The following is a 21,847-nucleotide window of genomic DNA, read 5'->3' on the forward strand; positions in this document are numbered from 1 at the left end:
GTCATTTATCAATCAAAATTTGATCTATGACACATTTACAGGAAGGAGACGAAGCTCCTGATTTCAAGGGTATCAATGAAAAGGGTAAAACTGTCAAATTAAGTGATTACAAAGGCAAGAAACTTATTTTGTTTTTTTATCCAAAAGATGACAGCCCAGGTTGCACAAAGGAAGCTTGTAATCTCCGAGATAACTTCAAAAAGCTCAAGAAAATGGGTTTTGAAATCCTAGGGGTTAGCCCGGATAGCTCTAAAAAACATCAAAAATTTATTGATAAATATGAATTTCAGTATTCCTTGATAGCAGATGAAGATAGATCTATCATCAATGCCTATGGAATATGGGGACCTAAGAAATTTATGGGAAGAGAGTACGATGGCTTACATAGAACCACTTTCATCATTGATGAGGAAGGAAATATAGAAAAAATTATCAGTAAGGTAAAAACGAAAGAACACACTGAACAAATCTTAAACGAGATGAGTTATAGTTGAAATTGCAATTCACATCATAGTTAGAAGTTTAGTTTAGAGGCTGCAAAATCTTAAATTTGCGGCCTTTTTACTTGATGAACTTCATATACTACGCGTTGAACACCTTTGACACTTGACTCCAATTTAATTCATTATTATTCAGCGTCAGGTCACTCACTTTTATTCATATTATGATCATATTTTCGCAACTGATCTTTATTTTCTTCAAAGGCAGATCTGAGGGTAACTCTTGGTAGAGATTTAACATCACAAGCTAAAAAAGTCTACAGTCTCGCGATATTGCTTTGTCTGCCTCCCATCCAACTTCCTACTGCCTTATAAGTGTGTATGGTATGATAAAATTTCTACTATAGCAAGGGTGTCCTCCATTTGATGATATCATCAGCTTTAACCAATAAGTTTTATGTGCCAGATAAACCTAAAGAGAATGCAAAATCGAAATAAATACTGCTGCTAACTTAAGTTCCAGACTGTAGGTTTCATCTAGATAATCTTCTATCACCCAATCCCTGATGTCATACTCATACTCGTTATACCAGAAAAAAGAATCTTTGTCATCTGCTATAATGCGCCACTCTATAGGATCTGCACTTAAATACGGTCGTTCTATCTTAATCGTATGGCTACCATCATTCACGCGCCAGGAGGTAAAGTCACCTGACCATACTGTTGATACCGTCACAATTCTATCCACTGATTTTAATTCCCAAACATTAGCGTTATTGTCCCACTTTTGCTGAATGTTGCCTCTCCGATCTCCGATTTTATAATTCCATTCGGTGAAGTCGTTTCGCATTCGCCAGGTCATCTCGATAGACCCTTCCAGCTCTCCTTCATTCAGCGAAATATCCCATTGCTTAATGTCGTCATCCCACTGTGTATGAAGACCAAAAAGACTTTGTGCTTCCAGGCTAACGGAATACAAAAAAAGCAAAAAGACATATCTCATGGTATCAATAACGTCTTAGTGCAGAACAAAATTTGATTAAAAAGGAAGGTCATCAAAATCTTCCATCTGTGAAGAACCTCCAGGAGAGGAATCCAGATTAACTGGTTCTGACGGAAATGGATCAGAGCTGGGTGCCTGCTGCGCCGATGCAGAATCAGCTTGCATAGCTTCAACCTTCCAGGCATTGAGATTGGTAAAGTATTTTTCATTCCACTCTCTGCCTCGCAAATCAAAATAAACCTTAAGTTGATCTCCCTCATTATATCCATCTATGATTCCACATCTGTCCTGGGTCAACTGAAACTTGATATACTGGGTATAATTCGAATCTATGGATTCTAAGACAAACTCTCTTGCCTGAAAACTACTGGTTTTACTTTCTGTGTCAAACTTCTTGTGAAGCTTGCCTACCATTTCATATGCCATTTCTCTGATTTTGCCTCAAAAATAAATATTAAAAAGGATAATATTAATTTTCCATATGTGTTTATTCCAGAAAAAAGGGCTAAGTATCTTTATACCAGCCCTTTTTTAAACTTATCTATAAATCGTATCTTTAATCCTATTCGATTAGGATCATTTTCTTTGTGATTTGCTGACCATTGAATTCAAGCTGATAGTACATAACGCCATCAGATGGAAGATTATTACCATTTACCGTAATGGTATGTGTACCGCTGGTGTATGGTGTATTTCTATTCATCAATAGCTTTCCAGAAATGTCGAAAACCTTGAAATTCACTTGTCCGTCCGTAGGAAGTACAAAAGATATTCTCGTCAGGTCACTGAATGGATTCGGCTCATTTTGAAGCAATGCAAATGAAGCTTCTTCTACAGTTCTGAAATCCAGACTCAAATGCTCGGTTTCTAAATTTTCATTATACAATTCAGCTTTCAATGTCTGAGGATTCAGTCTCAATGCATTGGTCATTCTACTGGCTTTCTTAGTATTAATGTTCAATGTAAACAGCACGTCTCCTTCTTCTATGTCAATGGCATTCAGCTGACTCCAGCTTACCTTCAACTCATCATCATGAATGGCTACATGGTTCTCTTCTAGAGATAGCAAACCACCTTCCAGATCAATGGAAGCGATGATATCCTTATCAATGCTCAGAGCGAACTGCATTCCCACTATCGTATTGCTTTTCTGAGCTTTAACCGGAATATTGATATATTGACCTGCATCAAAAATCTGGTTATCAATTTCAAGCATATAGTTTCTCTGCTCTCTGGTAACTGAACTCAGCTCTGCACTTTCCTGGATCGAATTATTCACATCTCCTATTTTAACCGCTACAAAGTTCTGGTTAAACATGGCATGAGGAAGATTTGAAATGTTAATCGACTCATTGAATGGGAAAGGATTCGATGGATCTACGAATTTATATCCGTGGTCTAGGAACCTCCAGGACAAATTGCTAGGGAACAGGTCATCTGGATACAATCCGAGAATCAATTTCCTTAATTGCAGTAAATCAGAAGCGCTTATGCGTTCATTACCATTGATATCCGCAGCAATTAACTTGTAAGGTGAATCCAATTCAGTCATTCCAAGAATATGTCTTTGAATCAATACAAGGTCCAAAGTACTTACACCTTTTAGTGCCTTCTCATTGTGGTAAGCAGAAACCTTATAATCTTCATTAAACTTGAGATTATTGAAAACATAACTACCATTATCACTGGTCTTGATGACTTTCGGTAATTCCGGAGAATTTCCAGACACTTTCAATTCGATGTCGTTCATTACAACGCCATTCTCTGTCATCACATTCCCACTAATCAATGTGGTACCAAGTTCCTGATCTACACAGCAGTCAAAATTATCATTCAATGTTAATGAAGCATCACAGAAGTCATATGCTCCTATTCCATCTACCGCATACACCCTTATTTCTATGACACCCTGGACACCATTTTCTATGTATTCACATCCAAAGTCCCAGCTTGCTTCAGCCATTTCAAGCGCTTCCTCTACACTTAAGTCGTCCGTTTCATCTGCAGGGTCTCCAAAGATATCCTGATAAGGAATCATTAAGTAGGTCAAGGGATCACCACAAGCCCCCAAACTTTTATCCTGGATAAAGTCTATGGCCCAGAATTCAACTGAACATCCAAATTGCTCATCCATAACGGCACTTGAAAGACCAAGGTGACAATAAGGAGTAGGTGCTTTAATTCTCTGCACTACTTGAATGGTCTGGATACAAGTTTTGAAATTTCCACAACCGTCATTCACTATCCATTTTACATTATGAGTACCTACCGGTAGTCCTCCCACTAAATTAGCATCAAAACTGCTACCTGAAGCTGTAGAATCTACTGGATAATCATAAGATCCGTCTGCATTAAAATCTACTTTATAGCCATAGCCCAGCGCATCGTCCGGAGTACAGGCATCCGTCGCTACTATACTGAACGAATCATAGTTAAACAAACAATCTTCCGTTTCTACCAGGATACTGTCACAAGTCAAAACAGGCGGGTCGGAGTCGAAGATATCATACTCTACATACAGCTCAAAGTAACCATTTGCAGCTACAAATGGGTCTACTTCATTATTCGAAGGATCCAAATCACCTTTGTCATCAAAGTAATTCTCGTCGAAAATACACTCGTCTATCACTTCCCAGTGAGCTAAGATTTTTAAACATCCACCTTCTGCAAACTTAAAGGTATCTAAAGTCAAATTAATTCCTACTTCAGTACATAAATCATCTCTGTTGATAATAGGTTCTTCTATTTCTACATCTCCGCAACTGTTAATTACAATCGGGTTTAAAAATGGTGAAAGGGTATCGAATGGATCACACCAGTCATAATTATAAGGGGCATCCGACAGTGTCGGAAATGAAATGCGATCACAAGTCAAAACATTGTCCTCATCTGCTTCGATGAAAATCGTCTGATTACATGAAGCTTGTCCGTTAGAATTTTCTGCAGTGAAAGTTCTCATAGCAGTTCCAGAACCGCAAAGTTCTTCACCACTAAAAGTCTGGCCTGTCACTAAAACACAGGTGCTGGTAGTAAATGCTGATCCGAATCTGACGTTCAATAATTCTTGTTGATCCTCATTCAGTTCTACTCCTTGGTAATCCTGATATATCCCAAAGTCGATACAGTTGATGGTTACCGGATTAGGACATACTATGGTAGGAGCTAGTTTATCTTGTACATCGACAATGATCATCGAAGTATTACAATTATCATCTCCGTTCATTTCCACAATTCCATCTCTATCTGCATCGTCACAAACCATGAATACAACCATTTGATCTTCGGCTACGTCTTCACAGCAAAAGTGAATGGTTTTGTGGAAGTCATTGATTTCATCTACCTCAGAAGTATCTACATTTCCATTCTCATCTAATCCATCATAATTTTCACATGCTCTGTCCATTCTTCTTACCCAATAATCAATAGGTCCACAATTATCCCAAGATCCATCATCGAATGATTCAACGTGTACTTTAACCGCGCCGTTATCTTCTAAACTATTAAGTGAAACGGTCGTATGTTCATCGGCTGCTATCACGGGAGGTACAGCATCTACAATGGTAACCAGACCCGTATCCGAAGCTGTATTTCCACAACAATCCGTTGCAAAAACTATGAGTTCTATTTCTTCTCCCAACTCAGTCAGTGCATTATCGGGAACATATACTTTATTTAAAACCGCATCATAAGTTCCATCCAGGATATACCAAGAGTAGGAAATATCAGATGAACAATTGTCCATCGCTTCAACTACCGGTAAATTAATGGTAGCCCCACATCCCCAGAGATCTGTACTGACTGTCATATCCGGAACTAAAGTGGTGAATACTGGCGGAATGGTATCAACTACCTTGATAATCTGTTCGTGAAGTGCTGCCTCACCGGTGCACCAATCATATATATCAAATGTTCTTAATACTTTATACGATGGGTTATAACTTTCACAACCATCGTCATTGCAAATGTCAATGACTAAATCTTCAAAGAAAAATTTGATGGTTCCACATGTACCGACTCCACCAGGTGCGCCTGTTCCTGGAATGGTATCACCTGCAGGAGTAATGGAATCGTATGGACTTGGAACGATTCTTCCCTGATCATTGACAATTGAATTCCAGGTGATGTCTTGACCATCACACGAAAGTGGTGGCTCACTACCAACTCCATTATCATTCAAGTCAGGGTGATCATCTATACCATCATAATGTGGGGGATAAGTGGCTGATGCCAATGTTTCCCTTGTAACAGATATGGTTTGTGAGCAAGACTCAGATCTGTTCCCTGCATTATCAATGACATAGAATGTTCTGGTAATCACTCTTTGGAAAGGACCATTACATCCAAACTCCTGAATCACATCGTCAAAAAATAGATCCACTACACAGCTTCCATTTGAAATTGTTGCAGTTGCTATCATTTCATCATCAGAAGGAAATGCAGTTAACAACATTGGAAGTCCTGTTGCAGATGTGTCAGTAGGTTCTAAACAGGTCACTGTTAGATCATCCGGGCACGCAATAATAGGTGCCACTTTATCTTCTATGGTTACGGTACCCCAACACGAATTGACCATATTGGGATCAAAAACCGTAACATCTATTTCCTGACCAATTTGATCTTGAGTAAAAGTTATAGTTGGTCCGCTCACTTCCTCACCATTTATAATGGCTGAAACAGTATACAAGTCTATATCACTACAAATTTGACCTGTAACAAAGTCAGAAGGACCTATGATCGCCTCGCAGGTCTGATCTAAGGAGACATTTAGTTCTGCCAAGCAATTGACTTGAGCCCCTGCTTCAGCAGTTTCCTCAACGTTTACATTGAAGGAACAGACTGCCTGGCTCGATCCATTGGCATCCCTGACTTCAAAAGTGTAAGTATACATTCCAGCACCTAAAGGTGTTCCACTAGGATCACCTGCAGTTTGTACCAGACTTCCTCCACATGGAATGGTTGCATCCACTGCATAATTATAGACAAACATACAACTAGGTGCTACAGCAAGAGTGGCATCACCAGGACAATTAATGGCAGCCATGATAGGTGCTGAGTCCTCTACGGTGATGGTTTTATTACATGATCCTTGCTCCGCTCCATTGTTAATATATATGGTGGCATTGATATCACCTAACATAGTAGCATCCAATGTGATTGAATTATCACTTGGATCTGTATCTGTGAATGAAAAGGTGATATTTCCAGCTGGGCAAGTTGATGTAGCTGCTAATGGAAAGTCATCAGGAAGAAAAAATTCCTGCGTGCATTCTCCCATTAAATCAACAGTTACAGCACTGCACAAATCCGTAAATGTAGGAGCATCGTTAGAAACAATGACTGTGAAAATACAGTTTTCAAGTCCATCGATGATCGTTACCTCCGAAACACCAAATTCAAAAGGAAATCCGGACAGCATGGAAAATGCAACATCATTAGCAACGGTGGCTCCTTCTGAAGAAAAAGTAGCTGTACCGCTTGCCATAATCGCTGGCATGGTCATGAATGCAGCAGTACAGTTATCATCATCATCTACAATAAGGGATACAAATTCGCTGGGGCAATTTGAAATTTGGCTGAAGGCACATATGGAGATTATCGACAGTGCCAAACTAGCAAAAGCACGCTTGAGGTGCTTATTCAAATTAAATCGTAAGGATCGATTCATGAGTATAATTTATTAGTTAGGTGATTTAACAAGTCTCTTGCTGATGACTCATTAAAAATTTTATTCTCTTATCAGGAGACAAAATTCAGACCAAACCTATACTCATAATCACTTATTTGATATTTTTAAATATGTATATGATTGTAATTAAATGACTTAAACCTGTATATATTCTATAATTTATTTTTAGGAATAATATGATATGTCGAAAACTAACAAAAAAAGAGCCGGACGCTAACATCCGACTCCCTATTACTCATGAATTGTAACAACGCATTTAAGACCTTAATCCAAAAGAATCATTTTCCTACTTGCGCTTTCATTTTCATACGTTAATTGATAATAATAAACTCCGCTTGATTGCAACTCACTATTATCCAGGTAAATCTTATTGATTCCCTTATCAAACGTTCTGTTAAGTTCTTTTACTACTTTTCCTGTTACATCAAATACCTTGAAAACTGCTGTTCCAACTTCGGGGAGAATGAAAGCAATCTCTGTTCTGGTATTAAATGGATTAGGTGTATTCTGTAACAATTTAAAGCCATAGGCCTCTGCAGATCTCCAGGTCAAATCCAATGGTTCAACTTCAAGATTGTCACCATATACTTCCGGATCTAATTCAGACCTATCCATCTTAATTGATCTGCTAGTCACACCAGTATTTATGGCTTCAAATGAAAGACTCAATAGTGTACTTCCATTATCCAAATGGTTTAGTTCTACATCGTTCCAGCTTATTAAAAGACGACCATCTTTTACGGCAAGATTGGATTCACCGATCATTACTTCACCATCTTCAGCACCTTTGAACCTTAATTTCGATTCTTCATAAACCAGCCCAAACTGGAAACCATAGAAATTACTTATGTCCTCAGACGTCAATTCTATTGTAATAACCTCCCCTCTTTTGAATTCTTTGTCTTCTAATGTAATTTGCTTCACCTGTCCCGATCTTCTCACAGCATCATCTGAAATGGAAGCTGAGTAAGACCCATTCACATCACCTATCTTGACTCCAATGAAATTCTGATTATACATATCATACGATAGATTCATCACATCTCTCTTTTCAGAGTATGGGAAAGGTCTTTTAGCATCTGTGAATTTAAATTCAGAGTCTACAAATCTCCAGGAAGTATTGTTAGGGAATTTGCCGTCGCTATAAAGCCCAAGAATCATCTTTCTTAATTGTAACAAGTCAAGTGCATTTACCTTCTGGTTATTATTGATATCAGCAGCAATGATCTTATAAGGAGAGTCCAATTCAGCAATACCTAAAATATGTCTTTGAATTAATACAATATCCAAAGTCGACACTCCTTTTCTCGCATTCTTATCATTTCCAGGTACTACTGAATAGTTCAGGCTCTTAGGCAAATTGTTAAAGGTAAAACTCCCTTCTTTAGAAGTTAATCCAATTCTTGGAAACTCAGGTTGATCTGTGGTTACACTCACATTGACATCCTCTAGAATAACACCTTCTGAGGTCGCAATATTACCTGCAATCATAGAAGAACCACCAAGATCTAAATCCTCGCAGCAATCGAAGTTATCATTAAGCGTAAGTGATGCGTCACAGAAATCGAAATTTCCATCTTCGTCCACAAAATAAATCCTTAACTCTACTACGTGACTAATTCCATTTTCAATGTATTCACATCCAAATACCCAATTAGCTTGAGCAGCTGCAAGGGCTTCTTCCACAGAAAGATCGTCTTCAAGATCTGCTGGCTCGCCATAGATATCCTGATAAGGAATCATCAGTACCGTGATAGAATCATCGCAATCGTCAAATCCATCTACCGCAAAGTCTGTAGCCCAAAACTCCACTGAACATCCGTATTCTTCGTCCATTACTGCACTTGATAATCCAAGATGACAATAAGGTGTAGGTGCTTTTGCTTGCTTCACAACTTCTATCTCCTGATGACATGTCGCATAATTACCACAACCATCGTACGCTATCCACTTGATAGCATGAGTACCGATAGGCAATCCACCGATTTCTGAAGCGTCAAACTCATTACCTTCTGCTGCAGAACCATTTGCCGGAATTTCATATACTCCGTCATTACCCAGATCCACTTTATAAGTAACACTGACAAATTCATCAGCTGTACAATCATCACTCGCAGTCATGGTAAATACGTCATCGTTCAAAAGACAGTCGGTTGTTTCTACAGTAATATCATTACAATCAAGATTAGGTGGAGCATTATCGAATATATCGTATTCTACATAAAGCTCGTAATATCCATTTTCATTGACAAAAGGATCAACTTCATCATCAACAAAGAAATTTTCATCAAAGAAACACTGATCAATCACCTCCCAGTGTGCCAGTATTTTGATACAACCACCTCCCGCAAATTTAAAAGTATCTAAAGTCAGGTTTACACCAACCTCAGTACACAATCCATTGCGATCAATCAACGGCTCATTGATAACTGTGCCACCACATTCGAAAATCTGAATGGTCTTAACGAATGGGGTCACCTCATCTGACGGATCACACCAATCATAATTCGCGTTGTCCTCAGGAGTACCGGCTTCAAAACTAATTCTATCACACGACAGTAGATTATCTTGATTGCCTACAACACTGATCATTTGTGTACAACTTGCCTGACCATTTGTAGTAGTTACCGTAAAAGTTCTCATGGCTGATCCTACTCCACAGACCTCATCTAAGCCTGTGAAAGTTTGACCATCAATAACACCACAGGTACTATTGGAAAAAGCGGTCTTAAACCGAGCATCCAATTTACTGATGTCTTCATCCGTAAGTTCTTTACCTAACAGGTCTGCAAATGCCACAAAGTCTATACAATTAATGGTCTCACGTGGAGGACAATTGATGGTTGGGGCCAACTTGTCCTGTACATTTACAAGCACCATCGCTGTATTACAATTATCATCACCATTATTTTCAGGAATACCATCACCATCACCATCATCACAAACCATAAAAACAATCATTTGGTCCTCATCTAAATCTTGACAGCAAAAGTGGATTACTTTATGGAAATCATTTATTTCATCTATTTCTCCTTCTGGATCACCATCGAATTTTTCACAAGCCCTATCCATTCTTCTCACCCAAAAATCTATAGGTCCACAACCGTCAAACGAACCATCGTCAAATGTTTCTGCATAGACTTTAGTATATCCGTCTTCACTTTGATTATTGAGTGTAACCACTGTGTGTTCATCCGCAACCACAGTTGGAGGCAGTAAATCAAGTATTGTGACCAATCCAGTATCAGCAGCAATATTACCACAGCAATCGCTGGCATAGGCAATCAACTCAATTTCCTGTCCAGGTGTAGTTAAAGCCGGACTTGCTATAAATACCCTATTGGTGGCAGCATCATAGGTACCGTTACTAACTGCCCAAGTATATGTAATTTCTTCAGAGCAATTATCCGTTGCTACAACAGTCGGCAATTTGATCGTCGCTCCACAACTCCAAAGATCAGTACTCACTGTAAGGTCTGGAACACCAACCTGAAAAACAGGTGCCACTGTATCCACTACCTTAATGATCTGCTGATGAATCAAAGTTCCACCAGTACACCAGTCAAATAGATCCCAGGTTCTAAGGACCTTATATGAGTTGTCAGATTGGTCACAATCTTCCTCACAAATATCAATAATCAAATCTTCGTAAAAAGCATATATGGTTCCACATAATCCTACATCTCCTGGAAAACCTGTACCTATCAAATCTCCATCCGGATATGGTGATGGCACAATTCTTCCATCCTCTCTTTCTATTGTGTTATATACCGTACCAGCTCCATCACATGCTAAAGGTGGATTACTGCTTACCCCATTATCCTGAATTCCGGAGTGCATATCCAAACCATCCCAATGTGGTGGCAAAATAGCACTCATTAAGGTTTCTCTTTCCACGAATATGACCTGAGTGCAAATCGGACCTCTGTTCCCTGCAGCGTCTACTGCATAGAAGCTTCTGTTAATGATCGACTGATACTCTCCATCACACTGGTTAGTAACGATGGCATCATTAAAAAATATATCTGCATCCGTACATCCACTTCCAACTAAAGTTGGCACGCCTGTCGCAGATGTATCACTAGGTTCAGAACATAATATCGTCATATCGTCAGGACAAACTAAGGACGGCCCTATTTTATCTTCAATATTTACGGTTCCCCAGCAAGAATTCAATCCATTGGGTCCTATTACACTGACATCAATTGATTGACCAACATTAGCTTCCGTGAACGTTAATGTTGTACCTTCCTGCTCGACACCGTTGATTACTGCTCTTAACATTAATTGGGCAGTAGGTAAACAAGTATTTCCTGTAAGGATCGCAGGAATTTCAAGAATGGCTTCACAGTTTTGATCGATAGAGACATTTAAATCTGCAATACAAGTAAGCTGTGTGGAAGCTGTATTTGATTCTTCCACAGTAACAGTCCAGTTACAAACATCCATCATATCGTCATCAGGATCATTGGGATCCTGAAGATCTACGAGCTCGAACTCATAATCATATATTCCCGCTGCCAGGGGTGTACCACTGGGGTCACCCATCGTTTGATCAATAGATCCATTGCAAGGAGCCGTAGATGCACCAAGTACATCGTAAGTATAAGCTGCTGTACAACCCGGTGCCACGGCAATGGTTTGAGTGCTCGGGCAAATTAGTGCAGCCATTGGCTCATTAATAACATTAATTTGCACGAGGCAACTCAGCTCTCTGATAGGAGTGGCGTCCACCCACTTTCTAAGAAATAAACTGTAGAATGATGGATTTCCGGAGTGTGCATTCACGACAAGTGTCCTTTGCGGTGGTCCCATGCTTGCCATGGTCCATGAAAGGCTTACGCTATCTATGTCGTTTGGAGCACATACATCCGTATTTATCCTTACAGAACTGAAAGGCACCATGGCCTCACCACTACAAGCACCACCTAAATCGACCGTAATCGGATCGCAAGTGGTAGTTGGAAGATTAGCTTCTTCTGAAACAAAAACTATGGTACTGCATTCTGATGTCCCTCCCAGCCCATCAGGTGCCACAAAAATAACTTTAGAAAGTCCGAAGAAAAACGGTGCGCTATCAAATTGACTAATAGGCCGTGTATCCATAGAACTTCCCGTAGCACTTGCCCCAGTAGCATACCATCTTACCTCACCAGCGCTTGACGTAGGATATTCAGCTAAACTAAATAGATCCACACAGTCAAATTCTGGATCGTCAATGACAATGTTTGTGATTGGATTAGGACAATTTTCAATAGGAACGGGAGACTGCCCGTTTAAAATACCTGCCCCTATAAAGGCAAGCAAAAAAATGCACACACGGGTAGTGCGCATTCTTAAGATCGGTCTTAAGATACGATTCATGAGATAAGTTTTGGTTCTGAATAAAAACCGATAAGCAGTTTGCGCTACTTAAAAGTTAGTTATTATCATTCTTTGGTAATAAGACACAAAAAAGCCTTATTTCCCACCCCAAAACTAAGTATAGAAATGCTTTATTCAAAGGATTTCAGAGCGCTCAGAGCCTGATTATCCACATAAATTTAATGGTCATATATAGAGCTATATCGATCAACTTTTTAAACATTATGAATATCTTGTATCTGTTAAAACGATATGTCAATATTTGTCACAATCGATACATTTATAACCCTAAAAACGAATAATTAACACAATAAATCAAAAATACATATTAAATTATTCTTAAATATGTTAAATTACCGTCTTTTGCAAAATTTTTAATAAGCGCGCGCAAAAAGAACTTTTTGTAATGATTTTTCACCACTGTAAATACATTTTCCTTCACTCTTTTCACCTTCAATCGGTATACATCGCAAGGTTGCTTTTGTCTTTTCTTTGATGGCTAACTCAGAGGCTGTTGTACCATCCCAATGAGCCATAATAAAACCTCCTTTTTGATCTAGAATTTCTTCAAATTCTTCCATGGTCGTTGCCTCGTGAGTATTGTCACTTCTGAAAGCTTTAGCTCGCCTAAGAAGATTGTCCTGAATCTCTTCCAATAGTTGTTTGATTTGCTGGCCCAGCCCCTCTCTATTGTAATTTGATTTCTCCTTAGTATCGCGTCTTGCCACCTCAACCTGATTGTTTTCAAGGTCTCTTGCCCCAAGCCCAATCCGTACTGGCACTCCGAGCATTTCATATTCTGCGAACTTAAATCCTGGACGCTTTTTCTTATCGAAATCCACTTTAACACTGAGTCCTAGTTCTTCCAACTCTTGTTTGATCTTATTACACTCTTCCTTCAAGACTGAATTGGGTTTCGGAATCGGAATGATGACGACCTGAATTGGAGCTAACTTTGGAGGTAATACTAAGCCCTCATCGTCTGAATGAGTCATGATCAGACCTCCAATTAATCTCGTTGAAACCCCCCATGAAGTAGCCCAAACAAACTCTTCTTTATTGCCTTCATTCAGAAACTTGACATCAAATGCCTTTGCGAAGTTTTGGCCAAGAAAGTGGGACGTTCCCGCTTGAAGGGCCTTTCCATCTTGCATCATAGCTTCTATCGTGTAAGTATCCACAGCTCCAGCAAATCTTTCATTGGCTGATTTCGCTCCTTTAATTACAGGCATGGCCATATGATTTTCAGCAAAATCGGCATATAAGTCATGAATAAGTCTGCTCTCTTCTATTGCTTCTTTTTTAGTAGAATGCGCAGTATGGCCCTCTTGCCATAAGAATTCAGCAGTCCTAAGAAAGGGCCTTGTTCGCATTTCCCATCTCATTACATTAGCCCACTGATTAATCAACAAAGGGAGGTCTCTATATGATTGTATCCAATCTCTGTATGTATTCCAAATGATGGTCTCAGAGGTGGGCCTGATGATCAATTCTTCCTCTAGTTTAGCAGATGGATCTACAATTACACCAGAGCCATCCGGATCATCCATTAGTCGATGATGAGTGACCACAGCACACTCCTTTGCAAATCCCTCTACATGCTCGGCTTCCTTACTTAGAAAACTTTTCGGAATCAACAAAGGAAAGTAAGCATTTACATGGCCAGTGGCTTTAAACATATCATCCAATTGCCTTTGCATTTTCTCCCATATAGCAAATCCATATGGTTTGATGACCATACAACCCCTGACGGCGGAATTATCAGCCAAACCTGCTTTTTTAACTATATCTAAATACCATTGTGAGTAGTCTTCGCTCCGATCAGTAATTTCCTTTGCCATTAATAATTTGTATTTTATGTTAATATTTTGCTAAAGCACCACAGCCCCGAACTTTGTGCTATCCAATTACATTTATTAAGTAGAAGATTGTAAGTTGAATGATTACTTATAAAATCTTTAACAAGACAGGTACTGAAGTTTAAGTTATTTTTAACCAAATTTTCGCAATAAAAGTAATAAATTGCAGAGTATCAATAAGAGAGTCGTTTTTATTTATTATATAAAATGAAAATTATGAAAAAATATTTCTTTCCATCATTTATGCTCAGTATCCTTTTGGGATTCGGTGTCATAAATGTGAACGCACAGTTCGACGACCTCTACTACGATCCAGAAGTAGATGAGCCGTTGTACAATACCGTAGCGACTTCGTCTAATTACGACTCATACGACTATGATGATGAATATTATGATTACGAAGATGATTCAAGGTACTATGACGAGTACGACTATTACTATACTTCCAGAATAAGAAGATTTAGAAGACCAGGAATAAGCATGGGTTTTTACAATCCTTTTTTTACGGACATAGCATTCTATGACCCTTTCTTTGATGCTTATTACATAGATCCTTACGATAGATTTTATACCAGCTACTACGGTGGTTTTGGATATGCTAGATTTAACAGATGGGATCGATGGAATAGATATAACAGATGGGGATACGGCATGGGGAATCCATATGGGTTTGGAAATAGCTTTGTTTATGTAAACAACTTCTACGGAGCAGGTTACTATAATCCATATGCTAACAATTGGTGTTATAGCAACGGTTTTTATGGCAACAATTTCTTCGCCAATAATAATTTTTATAATAGAAGAAATAACAATGCTGGTTGGGTAAGCAATACTTCTAATAACAATGGGTCTTACTATGGCTCAAGATATGGTGGTTCTACATCTTCAAGTACTAGAGGAATTGTACGTAATCCGGGCAAGGAAAGAGTAGAAAGAGGTAATGTGAGGACCCTTGATAGTGATAGAGCAGTCAGCCGTAGTGATAGAACTGGAACGACCAGATCTACTGCGCCAAGAACAACAAATAGAGAAACCGTAGATCGACGCTTAGATAGACCTGCTACAAGAACGCAGACTCCTAGAGTCGGTGCACCTAGAACAGAGTCTACAAGAACCATTAGAACCGAGAGAAGTAGAACAAATCGCGTAGGTACTCCAAGGACTGAAGCTCCAAGAACAAATAGAGTGAGTCCTCCGAGAACAAATACCAGGTCCTCTGACTCTCGAATGGACAGAGGCTCCAGAAACACTACTCCTCGAACCAGTACTCGAAGTACCAGTCCAAGACGATCTACTACGACCAGAAGTTCTGGTAATTCAGGTAGGTCTTCTATGAGCCGAGGCTCTTCTAGCAGTAGAGGTTCATCTATCAATAGAAGTTCTGGTTCATCGAGCAGATCTTCCATGAGTAGAAGCTCAGGATCATCCAGAAGTTCGTCAGTCAGAAGTTCATCAAGATTATCTTCTTCCCGAAGTTCTGGCCGAGGCGGACGAGGTGGAACTGAGTAACAAGAATTTATAAAATATAAGGCGGGGGTGAATTGAGCAATTGATTCACCCCTTTTTAATACCATAAGATATGAAAAATAAAATATTGGTAATAGTAGTGAGCATGTTTGGTATGGCTTTAAACGCGCAGACGCTTTCAGATGTGCTACGGCCATCATTTACCAATCCAACGGGTTCCGCACGATTTTTAGGTGCTGGTGGATCAATGGGTGCACTTGGGGCAGATTATGCTGTTATTGGCATAAACCCAGCTGGACTGGGAGCTTACTGGACATCAGAATTTGTGATTTCGCCGTCTATCCTAAGTTCGACCACTAATTCTGTTCTTGGTAATAATACTACCAATGGAAGAAGCGTTGCAAGTCTGAGAATGGACAATTTTGGAATCGTGATCAATCGAAAACCCCGCACTGGTTTGCTTAAGTCTTTTAATGTGGCCATAGGGATGAATAGGATTGCTGATTTTAATAATGAATTTACATATTCAGCGATCACGAATGGGACCATTGTAGAGCGATTTACTGAGAGAGCCAATGGTAATTCACTAAGTGATTTAGATGATTTCGAAGGTGGACTTGCATTTGATGCAGGAGCAGTCTATGCACCAGATGAAAGCAACAATTATATCAATGATTTTATAGATTTAAGCGATGGGTCATATCCCTTTGATGTTCCTAAAGGGCAGGATGTAGATCAAAGTGGCGGTATTAATGAGTTGTTATTTGGAATGGCAGGAAATCTGGGAGATCGATTTTTAATTGGAGCAACTTTAGGTGTCCCCTACCTGAATTACGAGTCAGTGAAGGTTTATAACGAGAATGACGATGAAAATGAAATCCCTGGATTTAACTCCTTAGAATACAGAGAGTACTTAAATACAACAGGCCTTGGGTTCAACTTTAAAGCCGGATTGATCGCAAAGCTGAATAAGAATATTTCCATCGGTGGAGCAATACATTCTCCGACGGTCTACACCCTGACTGACAACTATAATTCACAATTGACCTATAATTTTACGGATCAGGGCAATACGCAGGAGTTGACCAAAACATCACCGAATGGAAGCTTCAGATATCGACTAAATACACCCTGGAAGGTAATTGGAAGTGCAGCGTTCAAGAAAAAGGTAGGGAAACTGGCCGGCTTTGTAAATGCCGATGTTGAGTGGATTGACTATCGGAATGGTGCATTGGATTTAGCCAGATTCAGTACTTCAGTAGATGATCAGTTGGTAGGAGAAGATGTTAATGAACAAGTAGAAAGTCAATTACTTTCAGCCTTGAATTTGAAGATTGGAGGTGAACTTGCCTATGAAAAATTCAGGGTAAGGACTGGCTACAATATGATCGGATCTCCTTATGCAGCAGATGAAGGGGTGTTTTTTCCAGCATTTTCACTAGGCCTAGGATGGAGAGAGGATCGATATTACTTCGATGTAGGATGGAGAACTCAAAGAATCAATGAGGGTTATATACCCTATCAGGTTCTTGATGATGACAGACTTCAGGTGGTTGAGAATTCGATTAAGAACAATAAACTTGCTGTAACGCTAGGTTTCCAGTTTTAAGAAATAATTCCATTTGTATGATAAGGTCAATGTTATTCTGACATTGACCTTATTTATTTTCTGCTCAATTTCCTTTTGCCAAAATGTTGAACCCAATATCGTCCACTTTTTGCGATACCCATTTCATCCACCTTAGGGTCCATGATCATTTTGCAGTGCGAAGGACTCTTCAACCAGTCTTGCATCGCTTCCTGGAAATTACGCTGACCCTCGGCTATGTTTTCACCGACCACTAGCCAATTGTAATTGAACTTGTCCACTCTTTTGCCCACATCTTCACCCTTCCTGGAATAATGGGAAAAATATCGATGTTTCGCCATATCGGAAGCATGTGAAAGTGCTGAGCGCTCTAATTTCTCATTCCACTTCAATTTACTAACGGGTGGCATTCTTTTATTTCCGCACTGGCATCCTTCGATTCTAATTGCATTTACTGCATTTAACATCTCCGATTTCTCCAGAGTGGCCTCCGAAGGAAACAACATTGACCACAGCAAATAAATAAGTATTTTAATCACAATCTCTATTTTTCACAATTTAAACGATTTGCTCTCTTGAATTCATGTGAAAAATGGATAAAAATAGTTGACAATTATCATAATAATGACGACGAAAAACATCATCAATATAACCACTGATACAACATCTCCATTTAACCATCCGCTTTCCAATTTTTTTTCATGCTCAAGAACAGACTTTTCATAATAGATGTCTTCTTTCGTTGCTTCCCTAAAATCTTGATTGTTTTTATTGTCTTCTTTTTCTTGATCAATGACACTCATCAATTCTACCGCCTTTTCTAAGTCATCAGTTGCCACGTTTAGGAAAACGCCGCCATCGCTTAATGGTAAAATCGTAGAAATATTTTCCTGGCTCAAAAAACAATGAATTCCAGCTTCCTGTAATCGTAGAAAGTAAATTTTTGCTTCAACGTTCGAGTAAAATCTTCGTATGATTTGATAATCCATAGAATATCTTATGTTGAATATTGATTTAAAATAGCATCCGTAGCTTTATCTAAGAGCATATAAACCTCCTCAAAACGGCCATTATAATATGGATCCGGAACGACCCTGTTTTCACCAGGATACAGGAAATTAAGTATGAGTTGTACTTTTTCCTTTTTAGACGGATGATCTGCTAACTTTAAAACATTATTATAATTCTCAGCATCCATGGTGAGTATGAGATCATAATAGCTCAAATCTTTCTTTTCAATTTGTCTGGCACGCTGATAGGTGATGTCCAGTCCATGGTCTTTAGCGACCTTGATGGACCTTGGATCAGGAAGTTTTCCAATATGATAGTTAGCGGTTCCCGCAGAATCGACTTCCCAGCTCTTCATCTTTTCGGCCAAAATACCATGCGCCAAAGGAGAACGACAAATATTCCCTAAACATACCATCAGAACTTTCATTGATCCTCGCATTTTAATTTAGAACATTAATTCATGATTTTTCGTTTAACTCGGTGATAGATTCTCTTATTTTATAATAATTGTCATATTTGCGGTTTAATTTGGACCCTAGACAGTGGTAAGTTAATATGAAAATAGTCATAGCTGGTGCAGGAGATATCGGCTTTCATCTGGCCAAGTTATTATCTTCTGAAAATCAGGATATAACACTTATAGATACCAATCAGGATGTGCTTAACTCTGCTGATATCTACCTCAATCTGAAAACCATTCGCGGTGACTCCTCTTCCGTACAAATTCTGGAAAGAGTAGAAGTAGATGATGCGGATCTCTTCATTGCCACTACCACCTCTGAGAAGAATAATTTAATTTCCTGTATTCTGGCTAAGAAGATGGGTGCCAAATCCACCATTGCAAGAGTTTCCACAAGTGACTATCTGGATGAATCTCAAAGAGAAACCTTCAAGGAAATAGGAATTGACCGACTAATATCGCCCTATCGGTTGGCCAGCCAGGAAATTGGAAGATTGCTGGAACAGGCAGAGGTAACCGATATATTTGAATTTGAGGATGGTGCCATTTCATTGGCAGGTATTACGCTGGACAATAATTCTTACTATGTCAATCGGACCTTGAAGGAGTTTGTCAGTGACCAGGAAGAAGAAATTCTATTTAACTTTATTGCTATTTTAAGGGGGAATACGACCATTATACCCAGAAACCATACCGTGCTACGGAAAAATGACCATATCTATTTCCTGGCTAAATCCCAGCAGCTGAAAGAATTGACACGAGTCTTAGGAAAGCAATTAAAAAAGATTCAGCGTGTGATGATTATTGGTGGCAATGATCTGGCCTACCAGACCGCTAAAGAACTGGAGAAGAAATATGATATTACCCTTGTAGCTCCGGAGAAACAAACTTGTAAGAAGCTGGCAGAACGCCTTGATCGGACATTGATCGTGCAGGCGGATCCATCTAATGTCGCCATCCTTAAGGAAGAGGGCCTAGAGCATTATGATGCCTTCGTAGCATTGACCAAAAATACAGAAACAAATATCATCACCAGTTTAATGGCTGAAGAGGCCGGTGTCTATAAAACCATCGCTCTGGTCGATAACTTAGATTACACTCATATATCTCAAAATATTGGGGTCGACACCATCATCAATATGAAGATCGTTGCTGCCAATAATATTTTCCGATTTATAAGAAAGGGACAGGTTGAAGCCATCGCTAGCATTCATGGTATAGATGCTGAAATCATAGAGTTTATTGTTCATCGAAACAGCAAGTTGACCAAGAAAAATCTTAAGAACTTACATTTTCCTAAAGAAGCGATGATCGGTGCAGTGATTCGAGGAGATGAGACCATTATTCCTTATGGTGAGATGGTGCTGCAGAAAGAGGATAAAGTTATTGTTTTTGCCTTACCAGACGCTATTTCAAAAGTAGAATCATTGTTCAGATGATCAATATTCAGCCCATTTCGAATATCATCGGGGTGCTGTTGATTCTCGTGGGATCATTACAATTACTATGCATTCCATTTGGCATGCTCGACGAATACAGGGATATTAATGCACTGTTGTATTCCGGATTTTTGACCATAGGTGTTGGTTTTTTATTTTGGATTTATAAGTTTAAAAGTTCGGCTTCAATCACCAAGAAGGAGGGTTACTTAATCGTAGCCCTGGGCTGGTTTTTTATGAGCTTTTTCAGTGCCTTGCCTTATAAGTTCAGCAGTTTAGAAATTGGTTATGCAGACTCGATATTCGAATCTATATCAGGGTTAACGACCACTGGAGCCACCATTTTCTCGGATATAGAATCCTTGCCAAGGGCTTTGTTGACCTGGAGAAGTCTGTCTCAATGGATTGGAGGAATGGGAATCATTGTTTTGACTGTTGCTATTTTCCCATTGCTGGGGATCGGTGGTATCGAGCTATTTGTGGCTGAGGCACCTGGTCCTACATCAGATAAAATTCACCCCAGGATTCAGGAAACAGCGAAACGGCTATGGTTGATTTATGTTGCATTAACAGCCTTTCTGTTTTTGATCCTGTTTGCGCTGGGAATGACTGGTTTCGATGCTATTAACCATGCTTTAACCACTATGGCGACCGGAGGCTTTTCAACTAAAAATAACAGTATCGCTTACTTCACCAGTCCTGCCATTCAATATGTCATCCTGTTATTTATGTTTCTGGCGGGTACGAATTACACTGTAATTTACTTCGGCCTCAGAGGGAAATTTAAGAATGTTTGGGGTAGCGAGGAATTCAGGGTGTATCTTTTCTTCATCCTGGCCTTAATCCTGTCTGTGGGATTGATCATCCATTTTAATTATGCCATTCCTCTGGAAGAGGCCTTCCGGTCAGCAGCATTCCAGATCGTTTCGATCATCACAACCACGGGTTACATTACTGCCGACTATACGCAGTGGGGCGTAGGTATTACCATGTTGATTTTTGTTCTTCTTTTTATTGGTGCCAATGCTGGCTCTACGAGTGGAGGCATCAAGATCATTAGACATCTGGTACTTTTTAAAAATTCACTGCTCGAATTCAAGAGACTGATTCACCCCAGAGCCATGATAAGAATCAAGATCAATAAACAATTGGTGGATGGGAAGATCATCACCCATGTACTGGTATTTTTACTCCTCTATTTACTCCTTTTTGTTTTTTCATCCATAACACTATGCGGATTAGGCATTGATTTCGAGACTGCATTGGGTGCAAGCGCCACATCATTGGGAAATGTAGGTCCGGCTATAGGAAAAGTGGGACCAGTGGACAATTTCGGTTGGTTTCCACCATCAGTAAAGTATTTTCTTTCATTCATTATGCTCCTGGGCAGATTGGAGCTGTTTACGATTCTTATTCTTTTTACCCCTTATTTCTGGAAAAGAGTATAATTTTTAATTTTTTCTGAGTCGATAATCGTTAAAATAATACTAACTGGTCGAAAATATCCGCCTATTCATACTGGTATCTTTA

Annotated in this window: 13 protein-coding genes; 5 read left to right on the plus strand and 8 right to left on the minus strand. The window is 39.3% G+C overall.

Translation table 11 applies throughout. From position 1 onward, the window contains the following. Window positions 1-26 precede the first annotated feature (26 nt). On the plus strand, window positions 27-494 hold the full coding sequence (gene bcp / locus L2567_RS11240; protein WP_235297868.1) for a thioredoxin-dependent thiol peroxidase: 468 nt from the start codon (window positions 27-29) through the stop codon (window positions 492-494). A gap of 418 nt (window positions 495-912) precedes the next feature. Here bcp and L2567_RS11245 read toward each other — a convergent pair whose 3' ends face one another. The 5 genes from L2567_RS11245 to proS form a co-directional block, all read right to left on the minus strand. Continuing rightward, entirely contained in the window at window positions 913-1,443 is a 531-nt protein-coding gene (locus L2567_RS11245; RefSeq protein ID WP_235297869.1) for a hypothetical protein, read from the minus strand. Between the two features lie 36 nt (window positions 1,444-1,479). Further along, window positions 1,480-1,869 carry a DUF3127 domain-containing protein gene (locus tag L2567_RS11250; protein WP_235297870.1) on the minus strand — a complete coding sequence of 130 codons (390 nt, stop codon included), beginning with the start codon at window positions 1,867-1,869 and terminating at the stop codon, window positions 1,480-1,482. A 136-nt stretch (window positions 1,870-2,005) separates the two neighbouring features. Continuing rightward, the gene (locus tag L2567_RS11255; protein ID WP_235297871.1) at window positions 2,006-7,108 is read right to left on the minus strand and encodes a T9SS type A sorting domain-containing protein; all 5,103 of its coding nucleotides are present in this window, start codon (window positions 7,106-7,108) and stop codon (window positions 2,006-2,008) included. Between the two features lie 285 nt (window positions 7,109-7,393). Beyond that, the gene (locus L2567_RS11260; protein ID WP_235297872.1) at window positions 7,394-12,493 is read right to left on the minus strand and encodes a T9SS type A sorting domain-containing protein; all 5,100 of its coding nucleotides are present in this window, start codon (window positions 12,491-12,493) and stop codon (window positions 7,394-7,396) included. Between the two features lie 374 nt (window positions 12,494-12,867). Then, window positions 12,868-14,334 (minus strand): proline--tRNA ligase, encoded by a 1,467-nt coding sequence (gene proS, locus L2567_RS11265; protein ID WP_235297873.1) that lies wholly within the window; start codon window positions 14,332-14,334, stop codon window positions 12,868-12,870. Window positions 14,335-14,568: 234 nt separating this feature from the next. On the opposite strand from proS, the gene L2567_RS11270 reads away from it, so the two are divergent. Further along, window positions 14,569-15,861 (plus strand): hypothetical protein, encoded by a 1,293-nt coding sequence (locus L2567_RS11270; RefSeq protein WP_235297874.1) that lies wholly within the window; start codon window positions 14,569-14,571, stop codon window positions 15,859-15,861. Window positions 15,862-15,931: 70 nt separating this feature from the next. After that, complete coding sequence (locus L2567_RS11275) at window positions 15,932-17,428, plus strand: hypothetical protein (RefSeq protein WP_235297875.1); 1,497 nt, start codon at window positions 15,932-15,934, stop codon at window positions 17,426-17,428. Between the two features lie 53 nt (window positions 17,429-17,481). On the opposite strand, the gene L2567_RS11280 is transcribed toward L2567_RS11275, so the two are convergent. The 3 genes from L2567_RS11280 to L2567_RS11290 are packed head-to-tail and all read right to left on the minus strand — an operon-like array spanning window position 17,482 to window position 18,845. Beyond that, complete coding sequence (locus tag L2567_RS11280) at window positions 17,482-17,946, minus strand: CAP domain-containing protein (protein ID WP_235297876.1); 465 nt, start codon at window positions 17,944-17,946, stop codon at window positions 17,482-17,484. 42 nt (window positions 17,947-17,988) lie between these two features. Beyond that, window positions 17,989-18,396, minus strand: coding sequence for a hypothetical protein (locus L2567_RS11285; protein ID WP_235297877.1), 408 nt, complete (start codon window positions 18,394-18,396; stop codon window positions 17,989-17,991). Window positions 18,397-18,404: 8 nt separating this feature from the next. Beyond that, a complete protein-coding gene (locus L2567_RS11290; RefSeq protein ID WP_235297878.1) occupies window positions 18,405-18,845 on the minus strand; it encodes a low molecular weight protein-tyrosine-phosphatase in 441 nt (146 codons plus the stop codon). Between the two features lie 128 nt (window positions 18,846-18,973). Between L2567_RS11290 and trkA the strand changes: the two genes are divergently transcribed. Together trkA and L2567_RS11300 are read left to right on the plus strand one after the other, a co-directional pair. Then, window positions 18,974-20,317 carry a Trk system potassium transporter TrkA gene (gene trkA / locus L2567_RS11295; RefSeq protein WP_235297879.1) on the plus strand — a complete coding sequence of 448 codons (1,344 nt, stop codon included), beginning with the start codon at window positions 18,974-18,976 and terminating at the stop codon, window positions 20,315-20,317. Then, window positions 20,314-21,765 carry a TrkH family potassium uptake protein gene (locus tag L2567_RS11300; protein WP_235297880.1) on the plus strand — a complete coding sequence of 484 codons (1,452 nt, stop codon included), beginning with the start codon at window positions 20,314-20,316 and terminating at the stop codon, window positions 21,763-21,765. The genes trkA and L2567_RS11300 overlap by 4 nt, the downstream gene beginning before the upstream one ends. Window positions 21,766-21,847 lie beyond the last annotated feature (82 nt).

The sequence above is a fragment of the Portibacter marinus genome, assembly GCF_021533195.1.
GTDB classification, from domain to species: domain Bacteria; phylum Bacteroidota; class Bacteroidia; order Chitinophagales; family Saprospiraceae; genus Portibacter; species Portibacter marinus.